This is a genomic window from Pseudoalteromonas sp. JC28 (genome assembly GCF_013319255.1).
Classification (GTDB): domain Bacteria; phylum Pseudomonadota; class Gammaproteobacteria; order Enterobacterales; family Alteromonadaceae; genus Pseudoalteromonas.
In genome coordinates, this window is record NZ_QOKX01000008.1 from 118,041 (window position 1) to 131,584 (window position 13,544).

At 47.7% G+C, this 13,544-nt stretch carries 4 protein-coding genes (1 of these 4 only partly in view); all 4 read left to right on the forward strand.

Going from position 1 to position 13,544, the window contains the following annotated elements; all coding sequences use genetic code 11:
• A protein-coding gene (locus DS891_RS18320; RefSeq protein ID WP_174170631.1) for a non-ribosomal peptide synthetase crosses the window boundary here: on the forward strand, positions 1–10,213 show its 3' portion. It extends 1,856 nt beyond the left edge of the window; only the last 10,213 of its 12,069 coding nucleotides appear in the window; its start codon lies beyond the left edge, outside the window; its stop codon occupies positions 10,211–10,213.
• A 32-nt stretch (positions 10,214–10,245) separates the two neighbouring features.
• Entirely contained in the window at positions 10,246–11,214 is a 969-nt protein-coding gene (locus DS891_RS18325; RefSeq protein ID WP_102057605.1) for a TauD/TfdA family dioxygenase, read from the forward strand.
• Between the two features lie 81 nt (positions 11,215–11,295).
• Positions 11,296–12,672 (forward strand): serine hydrolase, encoded by a 1,377-nt coding sequence (locus DS891_RS18330; RefSeq protein WP_174170558.1) that lies wholly within the window; start codon positions 11,296–11,298, stop codon positions 12,670–12,672.
• Between the two features lie 266 nt (positions 12,673–12,938).
• A complete protein-coding gene (locus DS891_RS18335; RefSeq protein ID WP_010607109.1) occupies positions 12,939–13,499 on the forward strand; it encodes a YcjF family protein in 561 nt (186 codons plus the stop codon).
• Positions 13,500–13,544 lie beyond the last annotated feature (45 nt).

Consider the following 13,544-nt stretch of genomic DNA (forward strand, 5'->3'; position numbering starts at 1 on the left):
GCCGGTAGATCCCGACTACCCGCAAGAGCGCATTGAGTATATTTTGGGAGACGTGCAAAGCCCATGGCTGCTTTGTGACAACGCTACGCAGGCACAGTTTAGTCAGCTTTCATACCAGCTAATTAATGTGTCACAGGCAGAGCATCAGGCCAGCCGCGAAGCCCTTAAGCAGCTTGATGCTATTCAGATTGAGCCGCAAGACTTGGCGTATATGATCTATACCTCTGGCACCACAGGGAGACCAAAAGGCGTACAAATTGAGCATCGTCATGTGGTGCGCTTACTTCATGTAGAGCCCAACTTATTCGATTTTAATGAGCAAGATATTTGGACCTTGTTTCATTCCTTCTGCTTTGATTTCTCTGTGTGGGAGATGTATGGCGCGTTACTCTTTGGTGGTCATCTTGTGGTTGTGGATAAAGCGACTGCGCAAGACACTCAAGCTTTTGCTCAGTTGTTGGTTGATGCTCGTGTTACGGTCTTAAATCAAACACCAAGTGCGTTTTACGCACTACAAGCCACGCTACTCAATGACAGTCAACTGGCGAGCCAATGTGCAGTGCGGTACGTGATTTTTGGTGGTGAAGCGTTGCAGCCAAGTAAGCTACAACCTTGGGCACAGCACTTACCAAATTGTCAGTTAATCAATATGTATGGCATTACCGAAACCACGGTACATGTTACGTTTAAGGCGCTGGAGCCTGCGGATCTGACGCTCGGCACCAGTAATATAGGTCGTGCTATTCCGACCACCAGCTGCTATGTGCTTGATGACAAGCAAAGGCTCTTGCCGCAAGGTGTCGTGGGCGAGTTGTACGTAGGGGGCGAGGGGGTTTGTCGGGGGTATTGGCAACGTGACGAATTAAACGCGACCCGCTTTATTCAAAACCCATTTAGTGAAGCGTCCGAGCAGCGATTATATCGCTCAGGCGATCTCGTGCGCTTAATGGCCAGCGGTGAGCTGAGCTATGTTGGCCGAATTGACGACCAGGTAAAAGTTCGGGGTTATCGCATTGAATTAGGCGAAATTGAAAACCAGTTGCGCCATCATCCCGAAGTGGCTGAGGTCACTGTGCTGTTAAATCGGCAAGACCCAGAAAATGTCTGGATCTGCGCTTTTGTGGTGTTACACAAACAGGTCGAGTTCGACGACATCACTTTGGTCATGCAGCAGTTTTTAAAACAAAATTTACCTGACCATATGTTGCCGGCCAAAGTGCAAACGGTGACAGCTATGCCACTGACCAGCAATGGTAAAGTAGATAAAAAAGCACTATTGCAGCAACTTGATATAAGCTTTAACGAAAACACTTATGAAGCACCGATTGGCGAGCTTGAAACCCAACTTGCAAGCTATTTTGCCGAGATACTGCAGCGCGAGTCAGTTGGTCGCTATGACGACTTTTTTAGACTCGGCGGGCACTCGCTGCTTGCTGCAAAACTGGCAAATCATATTCGCAAGACGCTGCACATTGAGTTACCGCTGCAAGCGATTTTTACGCACCCTACGGTGCAAGGTTTAGCTACAGCACTTGAAAAGCAAGACGCGCAGCTAAGTACAATTGCTGTGGTAGATAAAACTAATGGTGTGGTGCTGTCTTTTGCTCAGCAGCGTTTGTGGACATTAGATCAAATGCAGCAGGGCAGCCAGCAATATCAAATTCAAGCGTTATTGGCGTTTTCAGGGGAGCTTGATCTGAGTGCATTCGAGCAAAGTTGGCAAAAGGTGTTGTCACGGCATCAGGTGTTGCACTCGGCTATCATCAACACTACCGATGAGCCCAAACAGTACCTTGTCGCTTTGCCTGAGCATTTTGTTACGCTCATTGACGTCTCCACACAATCGCCGCTTTGGCAAAATGTGGTTTGGCAGCGCGCGGTACGAGACGACCAAGCGCAGGGTTTTGATCTTAGTAAAGATCTAATGATCCGCGCAACCCTAGTTCGCTTTTCATCAGATTACCATCGGCTTATCGTCAATATGCATCACATTGCTAGTGATGCTCGCTCCATTGAAGTATTAATGCGAGAGCTGACGCAATTTTATGCCCGTTACGCCCAAGGTTGTGAACTTGCCCATGACTTGATTGCGCCGCCTGAAGTGCAATACGCGGATTATGCCCATTGGCATCGATCACAGTGCCAAGGCACGCAGCAAAGTGCAGACATGGCATTTTGGTCTGCGCACCTTGACGATGCGCCGCCACTGCACCAATTACCGCTCGATACGCCTCGTGGGCAGGCCGTGAACAATAGCGCGCAAGCATTTAATGAACAGCTAAGCGTAGAGACATGGCAACGGCTGCAACAGTTTTGTCAGCGTTTGGGAATAACCCCGTTTATTTGGTTGCATAGCGCGTATGCGGTGATGCTCGCTAAGTTTAGCCAAGTGGATGATATTGTGATTGGTGCGCCATTTTCAGGGCGGCATCACCCACAAGTGGAGCAGTTGATTGGCTTTTTCGTCAATGCCTTACCTATTCGCGTGAAGCTCGATTGGCAGCAGAGTTTCAGCCAACTACTCGATATACAAAAAGAGCAGATTGAGCAAGTACATCAACACCAATCTTTGCCCTTTGAGCAGCTCATTGATCATCTTGGTGTTAGCCGAGAGTTGAGTCACCAGAGTGTTTTCCAGTTGAGTTTTGCGTTTAATCCCGAGCCACAGCACACGCCAGAGTTTGTAGGCCTTAGTACGGAAGTTTTAACGTCGGAAAATGCGCGTGCCAAGTTTGATCTCGAGCTCAGTGCAACAGAAAGTGGGCAAGGGTTGAGACTGCACTGGCTATACAACAGTGGACTATTTGAAAGAGAAACTGTGGCTAGCATTGCAGAGTGTTTTAATGCCGTGATAGTGCAATTACTCGCGCAACCTGAGTGCCCGCTTGCGGATATAAAACTTTGCAAGGATCAGCCGCTAGAGAATCATGCGATTTCAGGCAACTCAGCGCCGGAACACTTTGAGCAGTCAGTGCTTGAGCAAATTGAGCGACATATGGCAGAGCCTGCACAAGCCGAGCGAGTTGCGGTAATTGACACAAACTCAAATCAAACCTTGAGTTATGGTGAGCTTACTGAAAGAGCCAAGGCATTGGCGGCGCTGTTATTAAGTGAAGGGCTGCAACCAGAGCAGCCTGTGCTTGTTGCGATGACGGGTAGCGCAGATCTCATTGTGGCGATGTTAGCTGTGTTAAAAGCGGGTGGGTGTTATGTACCTGTGGACCCTCATTACCCTCAAGCTCGGGTTAACTATATTGCCAAAGACAGCGGTGCAGCGCTGGTTTTAACAAAGTGTGAGTTTGCCGCTCGCTTTGAGATAGCTGAGTTAGATGATAATCACCTTGAGGCTGAATATCGCTCCTCACATGTCATTTGTGTTGATGACGCCAACGTGCAAGCGCGCCTTGCGACAATACTACTACCTCAGCAGTTTCCAAAAGTTAAAGCGGAGCAGCTGGCCTATGTGATTTATACCTCAGGCACAACAGGTAATCCTAAAGGCGTGATGATAGCCCACCAAGGGTTGGCGAATTTATGTGGTTGGCACCGACGAGCTTTTGCGGTGGATAATCATAGCGTTGCGAGTCAAACCGCCAACCCCGCCTTTGACGCGGCAACATGGGAAATTTGGCCTTATTTATGTGCTGGCGCGAGCCTCGTGTGTGTGACAAAAGCGGTGCTACAGTCACCGGCCGAATTAACAGCCTGTTTCAATACACACCAAGTCACGCATAGTTTTATTGCAACGCCAATCGCTCAAGCGCTGCTCACTGAGTCTTTGTTTAACCCGCAAAGCTTGCGCTATTTATTGGTTGGCGGCGATAAACTCGGTGCGCTTCAAGCAAAAGAATACGGATTTACCTTAGTCAATAACTATGGACCCACCGAAGCCTCGGTGGTCGCGACTTCAGGTGTGGTTGAGTTTGACGGAAAGGTGCCAGATATCGGCTTGCCCGTCGACAATAGCCAGCTATTTATTTTAGACCCACAACTGCGTGCTGTGCCTCAGGGGATGATTGGGGAGTTATACGTAACAGGGGCAGGACTTGCCAGAGGATATTTACATCAACCACAGCTTAGTGCTGAGCGTTTTGTTGAGCTACAAGTCTCTCCCTCGCACATGGTGCGAGCCTATAAAACGGGAGATTTGGTTCGCCTGCTTAGCAGCGGCCGTATCGCCTATATGGGTCGTAACGATGGACAAGTAAAACTGCGAGGGTATCGTATTGAGTTGGCCGAAATTGAACAGCAAATTGGGCTGCTATCGAGCGTACAAGAATGCGCAGTTCAGATAACCACAAGTGCGTCAGGGCAGCCACAGTTGCAGGCATTTGTGGTGGCAAACACTGAGCCTCAAGTGCTTCAAGCCCGGCTAAAGGAAAGACTACCAAGTTATATGGTGCCAGAGCATTTTGTTATGCTCGCAAGGCTACCTTTGACACCGCATGGCAAGGTTGACCATCGTGCCTTGGCAACACTTGGTAAAACTCAACAGACTATCACAGTAACCGAGCAGAGCGCGGTCACACCACAGGCTAACAGCATCGTAGCCCAGTTACTGGCGATTTATCGGCAGGTATTAAATACACCATCGATGACCGCTGAAGACGACTATTTTGCTTTAGGCGGCGACTCTATTTTGAGTATTCAAATCGCAAGTAAAGCCAAAGCACTCAAGTTACCTGTTAGTGCTACCGACGTGTTTACCTACCCCAGTGTTTCGGCACTTGCAGCAAGACTTGCCCAGCAAGATATTCACCTGACTATGGGTAAAGAAAGGCAGCCATTGGTTGGTCAACTCGATAAATTACCAATTCAGCATTGGTTTTTTGCCCAACAATTTGCCAAACCCAGTCATTGGGATCAAAGCGTGCTGGTGAGTGTAGATAAATCCGTCACACCAGCGCAGCTCAAGCAAGTGATAGGGTATTTGATAGCTCAGCACGATGCGCTACGTTTGGTGGTTGCGGATGAAAATACCCTATTTGTACGTGATGGCATTGATATTAAAAAGGTATTTACGGCGCATACGCTTGAGCGTGACGCATGGCAAGCTGAGCTGAGCGAGTTCAGTGAGCAAGTGCAGCAAGGTTTTGCGTTTACTGGCACGCCACTGTTTAAAGCTGTGTTATTTGTTACACCTGACGGCGAAGCCAACAATCGCTTGCTGTTTAGCGCACATCACTTGCTAGTGGATGGCGTCTCTTGGCGTGTGTTACTTGAAGATGTAAGTCAGCTATTACAGCAGCAAACAAACAATGTGCCGCTGGAGCTTCCAGCCGCAAGCGCAAACTTGGCAGAACTTGCAGGCTTTTATCGTGAACTTGCTACCAATGAGCGCAATTTGCCCAAATGGCAGAAGGTGGCTGCACTGGCTGAAACTTCGCACTTATTGAGTCTTAAAGATACAAGCGCGACCCCAACCATAGCCAAAGTTCGCCACACATTGTCAGCAGCGCACACCCGTGCGCTACTGGGATCCGCCAACACCAGTTATGGTACGACGGCGCAAGCATTGCTGCTTAGTGCGCTTGCCTGGTGTGCGCAAAAGTGTGGTGCAGGCAGTGAAGTGATCATGCTAGAAGGGCATGGTCGCGAGTTACTGACGGAGGCACTGGATAGCAGCCGAACCATTGGCTGGTTAACGGCGCTCTATCCAATGCAGTTATTTAGTAATGGTAGCCGCTTGCATGATGTGATTTGCAGTATCAAGGCAGAGCTTGAAAGGAGCGCTAAAGTCGCCAGTAGTTATGGTGCAGCGCGGTATTTACACCCAGAACCAAACGTTCGCTCGTCGCTTGAGATTGATACCCGAGGCTTACTGTTTTTCAACTATTTAGGCCAGCTAGATACAGTCATTGAGCAACAAGGTTTGCTGGGAGATGCTCGTGAGTCGACTGGCACTTTGGTTGCAGAGTCAAACCTCAGTTACTTTGGAGCACAACTAACGGCGGCAGTTGTCGATGGTCAATTGGCGTTAACGTTAGAGTTTGACAGCCTGCGCTTAGCGTCTGAAGCAGCAGAGCGATTAAGTAAAGAGATACTCGAAAGTCTAATTCAGGTTATCGAGCATTGCCAATCCCAGCCTCAACGTCATTACACAGTCAGTGACTTTGCACTTCTCAGCGGCATTTCTGAACGGCAGTTACAGCGCATAGTTGGGCAGGTTGAAGGGGAAGTTGAGGATATTTACCCTCTAACAGGCTTACAGCAAGGCATGTGGTTTCACAGTCAAACTGTACATGAGGCGCACGCTCAAAGCACGCTACCTTACGTCGAGCAAACCAGCTTATTGTTGCAAGGAAGTATAGATATTGAAGCGCTGAGTTATGCTTGGCAGCAATTGATTAAGCAGCACAGCATATTACGCTCGGCATTTATAGACGTTGCTGGCGAGCCGCTGCAAGTGGTCTGTAAACATGCCGATGTGCCACTCAAACTGCTGCACAGCAGTGTCATTGCAGAAGAGCAATCGCAAATAGTGAAATCACAGGCCGCGGTGGAGCTTGCCGAGCCGCTTAGGCTTTCACAAGCGCCTTGTATGCGATTGAAGTTAATTGCTTTTGAGGATGGCAATGTTGGGGTGGTTTGGACTTATCATCATCTCATCATGGATGGTTGGTCGCTGCCGGTATTATTTGCTGAATTATTGGCATTTTATCAAGCCCGTTGCCAAGGTGAGTTACGGCCCATTGTGGTAGATAATTTCCGCGATCATATCGAATATTTGCATACGCATGTTGACCGCGACGAAGCGTTTTGGCGGGAGTATCTGGGTGGAGTTACCGCGCCCACATTACTCAGCGAAAAGGTACTTCACACTGAAAATCACACTGAAAATAAAGCGGCTGGTGTTAAAGAACTTAGTGTGACTTTACCGCAATCGCTGCAAGATGCCGTGACTCGCTTTACAGGCGAACAAGGACTTACCGTCAATCAGTTTATCCAAGGGCTCTGGGCGTATTGGGTGGCAAATTGCTGCAACGAACCGTATGCCTTATTTGGTCAAACCATTGCGGGCAGACCTACAGCGCTTAGTAGAATGGCGCAGCGCGTTGGCTTGTATATCAATACGCAAGCGGTCCATGTCGCGATAGATCAAGCTGCGCCTGTGAAAGATTACCTGCAAGCGGTGAAGTCGCAGCTTACGGCATTGGCGCAGCACCCGCATACACCACTGACACAAGTTCATCAGTGGTCGGGTATTGAGAACGACAGTCCATTGTTTGATTGCTTGTATGTTTTTGAAAATTATCCGCAAGATCCGTTGCAAAATAGCGCTGCGCTGCCATTTATTGCAACAACCTTAAGCGAAGTTGACGAAACACACTACCCATTGACCTTTGTGGTCGGCGTTGGGGCGAGTTTATCGCTCACGCTGAGCTATCAGCAGCAATGCTTTGATGAAGTGTTTATCGAGCAAAGCCTTGCGGCGATGCAGCAGCTGATGTTAGCTGCGACACAACAGCCCGAACAAACACTTGGGAAATTGTCTTGGCAGCCTCAACACGCGCAGTACAGCAAGGCATTGCCTCTACCTACTTTTTCACTGACGCAAGCGGTGCAATATCAAACGCCAAATTTACCAATTCAGCAATTATTTGCTCAAGTTGTTGCTGAATTTCCTGAGCATATTGCTATTCGTGAATATAGTACCGCCTCTGGGGAGGCTCGCTGTTATCGCTATTCACAGCTGGATAAAGACGCCAATCAGCTCGCCCATTACCTTGCTTCACGACTAGAGCCGAGTACAGCCCCCGTTATTATTGGCCTGTGTCTAGAGGCGAATTACCAGCTTATTGTGGCTATGCTTGCAGTGCTCAAATTGGGCGCAGCTTATCTACCAATTGCACCAACACTACCCGAGTCTCGACGTCGTTTGCTGTTGCAAAATGCCAATGCAGCCATGCTGGTTACTAAAATAGAATATTGGCAGGGTAGCTCGGAGCAAGTAGTGCCTCAAGTCGATTTAGATAGTATTCAGGGCGCTTTGGCCGAGCAGCCTAGCCGTTGCTTTACTGCGCCATGCCAGATTGACGACCTCTGTTATGTAATTTATACCTCGGGCACCACGGGCATGCCAAAAGGGGTGATGGTGGAGCATGCCAGTGTCGTTAATTATGTGCAGGCATTAGCCGCGCAATATGCGATTACGCCAAGCGACAATTACCTGCAATTTGCTAGCATGAGTTTTGATGTGTTTGCCGAAGAAGTCTTTTGTACTTTACTTCGTGGCGCAACCTTGGTGATGGCACCGACAGACGACATGTTGGACCCCAATAAGTTGGCGCAATTAAGCCAAGATGCCGAGTTAACACTGATGAGTTTACCAACGGCGTATTGGCATCAACTTGCAGCGACTTCAGTCACCTTGCCAAGCTCGCTGAGGATCATCACCATAGGTGGCGAGCAAATGCAGATTGCCGCGCTCACCGATTGGCAGCAGCGCTATGGCGACCGTATTCGAATTATTAACGCCTATGGCCCGACTGAAGCAACCATTTCTGCAACCCTTAATGATGTCACACACTTCAGCGGTGCACGCGTGCCAATCGGTCAGCCCGTCGCGGGTTTGTCTTTATATTTACTTGATGAGCAGCTTCGAGCGGTGGCTACCGGTGTGGAAGGGGATTTATACATTGCAGGTATTGGCCTTGCCAGAGGCTATCTCAATGACGAAGAAAAGACGCAGCAGGCCTTTATCATTGAGCCAAATAGCAGCCAGCGATTTTATAAAACTGGCGATCGCGCTTGCTGCTTAGCCTCAAATGAATTGCTGTATCTAGGTCGTGGTGATGACCAAGTTAAAGTGCGCGGTTACCGCATCGAATTGGGTGAGATTGAGCGGCAACTTCAGCTGCTAGACGAAGTTGCTGCTTGTGCTGTGGTGGTGCGTGAAGATAGCTGTAACAACGCGCAATTAGTGGCATTTGTGCAGCCAACGCAGCATACGGAAGTGAATGATGCAGCTCTGCGAGCGCAATTACGCGCAGTACTACCCACTTACATGGTCCCTGAGTTGTTTCAATCAGTTAGCCAACTTCCGCTGACAACGAACGGCAAAGTAGATCGCAAACAGCTCATTGCGCTGGCCGGATCATACACTCCGCCTCAACCCTTGGGGCAAGAGGCTAAGCTGGAAAGGCTTACACCACTACAAACTCAATTAGTGCAGCAGTTTGCTAGTCGTTTGCTGGTGGATGGAGTGTACCTTGACGATAACTTCTTTAATTTAGGTGGTCATTCGCTATTAGCGATGCGTTTAGTGGGTGATATTAATCAGCACCTACAGCTCAATTTGCCACTGTCGGCACTTTTTGAGCATCCGACTGTGCGTGGGCTCAGCCAGTATATTCAAGCATTGAGGGATAGTTTCGGCGAATGTCATGGTAAACCTCAATCGCTTGAAACCTTAGTGTGTTTGCAAGAGGGCGAGCTTGGTTTTACACCAGTGGTGTTGATTGCGGGAGCGGGGGGTTGGTTAATGGCATTTCATGCGTTAGTGAATGGGCTTGATAGCCGTATACCCGTTTATGGCTTGCAGCCAGAGGCGCTAGCCGAGGAACCCGAGACGCTAACCTCGATTAGACACACCGCAGCGTATTACTTGAGTGTATTAGCAGGCGCTGAACTTGGTGAGCAAGTGCATTTGGTCGGACATTCTTTTGGCAGCTTTATCGCCTATCAACTTGCCACTTTACTTGAGCAGCAAGGTCGAATTGGCTGTTCGGTAACTGTGATTGATACGCCTGTACCGAGCAACCCAGCGCTTAACTTAGATGAAGCGCAAATCGCACAAATGATGCTGGATAATCTGATAACGTTTTTTCGTCTCAGTGTCTCTGATGCTGAAACCAGTGCCTATAAGCAAGGTGATGCTTCAGCACGCATTGCCTATCTCAATCACTGGATACATCAAGCTGGATTTAACTTTAGTGATGCGCATTTACGCCACTTTCAACAAGTTTTTAGTGCCCAACTGCGAGCAAATATTGAGATGCCGTCTATGCTTAGCGACACCCTAATCTGTGTTGTAAAAACGCAGCAAACGCAAGAATTTGAAGGCCATCCTGTGAATAAAGACATGGGATGGAAACCATTTAGTCACTCTCTCTCTTGTTATGAAGTCAAAGGAGATCATTTGTCCTGCCTGCAAGCCGAGCAAGTAGGGCAGTTGGTTAACATAATTGAGCGCAACTATGTGTTGCACTAGCAAAAGTACATACTTTTAAGGATGGGAAAACAATGGATCACGCACTTTCTTTGGAATTGGATCCGACATCGATTGCAGCAGACCCTCGGATACATGACTTATCTGAGGTTAAACAAAGCGGCATGGCATGGGTGAAAAACCACGTTCAAGAGGTGAATAACTGGGTTGAGCGAGATGGTTTTGCATTGCTTCGTGGCTTAAATATTGTGAGCACGAATCAGTTTAGCGCCATACTTGAGACCTTGTTTGGTGAGCGTTTAAGCCAGTATGTTTATCGCTCTTCGCCACGAACGGCACTGAACAACAATATTTACACCACCACGGAATATCATGCCGATCAAGTGATCCTGCAGCATAACGAAAATGCTTACTCCAATGTTTGGCCGATGCGAATGGGCTTTTTTTGTGTGATCCCAGCAACCACGGGTGGGTGCACACCACTTGCCGACAGCCGTGAAGTATATCGTCGTATTCCTAGTGAATTAAGAGACAAGTTTGAGCGTTTAGGTGTGCAGTACGTGCGTAACTACGGTGATATCGACCTACCTTGGCAAGAGGTTTTTCAGACTGAGAGTAAAGCCGAAGTTGAGCAATATTGCCGACAAAATGAAATCGAATTTACTTGGCTTGATGATAAAAGGCTACAAACCAAGCAATGGCGTCCGGCGGTCATGCGCCATCCAAAAAGTGGTGAAAAGGTATGGTTTAATCAAGCTCACTTGTTCCACTGCTCGAGCCTAGATAATCAACTCAGTGCACAAATGCGTGACAGTATCGGCAGCGAATTTTTACCTCGTAACGCCTTTTTTGGTGATGGTAGCGAAATAAGTGACCAAGACATCAAGCTCATCAATCAGGTTTATCAAGACCTCACTTTTGCTTACCCGTGGCAAAGAAACGATATTTTGCTGCTGGATAATATGCTGTTTACTCATGGCAGAGAGGCCTATACAGGCACTCGTAAAGTACTAGTTGGCATGGCAAATATCGCGTCAGCATAACTAGTTGGTACTCATTCCGATGAAAATCGGGCAACAACATTTGTTAGTGGTTACGTGGTTGGCAATGTAAGGAATGAAAAAATGAAATGGCTAATACAACTACGGCTAAGAATGATGATGCTATTTTGCATCACCTTAGCACTGGCTTCTTGTTTGCAGAAAAAGAGCGTCGCAGATAATCACACCATTATGCCTAATCAATTAGAAATGATAGCGGCGGTGGTGAATGAATATTGCGATGCCAACCTATTCTTTGGCACGGTTTATATCACCTCGGTTGATAAGGTGGTGTACCAGTCCAACTGCGGACCACAGAACATGCAATATGATGTAGATAACAGCGTTAAGTCCAAGTATCGCATTGGCTCCAATACCAAAGCGTTTTCGGCTGCTATTTTAATGAAGATGTTAGATGGTAAGGACTTACGGCAGGAAACCATTGGTGATCACTTGCCTTGGTACCCAGATAACCAATGTGCGGATGTTTCGCTGCATCATTTGCTTACCATGTCATCTGGGATCAATAACTACAGCGACAACGAAGCCGTGTACGATAATTACGGTTGGCGGCCTTATTTATATAACTCGAGTCTAGATCTTAACGGTCCGGAAGATTTTAGTAATCGCTTTTGCACCTGTGGTGCCGAAGCGGGGCAAAGTGGCACACCGTCATTTACGCCTGGCAGCAAGTATGAATACAGCAACTGTAACTATTATCTCATCGGTAATATCATTGAGCAGCTAGCGGCTGGCAAACAAGGCAATATTAGTCGTGAGTATTGGTTTGCTAATATCGTTCAAGAGCAAATTCTAAACCCGCTTAGCATGACGGACAGCGGCTCTTACAGTGCGATTGGTGTCTATTCAAATATGACCACAGGCTATATCTATAATCAAAACCAATACTTACCCCTTGCCAATGGTCGTCCACCAGCTACAGGTGGACCTGCACCTTACGAAGACATTTTAGTGAATCCATATAGCAACCCTTTGGTACTGTATTCCGCTGGAGATTTGTATTCCACAGTGGAAGACATGCATAAGTGGGATCAAGGCTTGTATGGCACTCAAATCTTAAACGATACCCAGAAACTAGCGGCCTTTGCTCCCTACTCTAACACTGGTAGCAGCGACGAGTGTGAATACTATGGCTATGGTTGGTTTGTGACTTATGTCGACCCAAACCAGTACGGCAAAGTGACAAATTGCCCCGAAAACCCAGCCGATGCAAATCTCAGAATGTATGAAAAATTTTTACAGTACTCTGGTAGTTACCCCTATTCATGGGTGACCAGTTTCACCCGTTTACTGGAACGAGATCAAAGCATCATGGTGTTTAGCAACTATGTGAAAGAGGGGATTGAGTCAGATTGTATCGCCAAGGAGATCCGCAACATTATCTTCTATAGTGATAAACACCGTACCGAGCAATGCCAGCAAGATTTGAATCAGGCATAACGCGGTAGGGAAAAATACCGAGCTTTCGTGCTCGGTTAAACAAATTAATAGAACGCCTGCAGTAGGTGGCAACGTTTCGCTCAGTTGTATTTGTGACACTGTGCAGATCCTTGGTTGTTCTTAGGTTTACTTCTTCATCATGGATGAAGGCGGTAAAGCTCAGAGTTGAATAAGTGCTGCTTGTTTGATTTTGGGTACTAGGGCAAGTGCCAACATGGTGCTTGATGAGTTCGACAACTGTTTAAATAAATCATAGAGGATGAATTATGGCAGTGACAAAAACAGCGAAGGATGACAAGGCGAGCGATGCTCCAGAACAACAGGAATCACAACTTGTTGCTGATGAAGACAGAGCAGCCGTTGCTCAGCTGATTGTCGACAAATACACAAAATGGTCGTTTGGCTCTGGGTTTATTCCCGTTCCTGCGGTTGATTTAGTGGCGTTGACAGGGATCCAAATGAAGATGATAGGCGAAGTAGCAAAAGTCTATGGTCAATCATATGGTGACAACAAGCTGCGTGGCACAGTAAGCGCATTGATCGGCGGCTCTTTTCCACAAACCTTAGGGGGCGCGGGACTAAGCAGCTTTTTGAAGGCGGTTCCTGTCCTTGGCACGTTAAGCGCAATCGCATTTATGCCTGTTGTGTCTGCAGCATCAACACACGCAGTAGGCGCAACTTTTGTTCGACACTTTGAAAATGGCGGCACGCTGATAGACCTGAATCTAGCAAGTATGAAAGGGGATATCGCAGACATCGCAGCTAAGTATCGTGCAAATAAAGGGAATGCGGACGCAACAGCTACAGCGGAAAAAGCCACAGTATAACCGATACTGGCTGACATAAACCGGCAGGCAACTGCTGGTTTATTC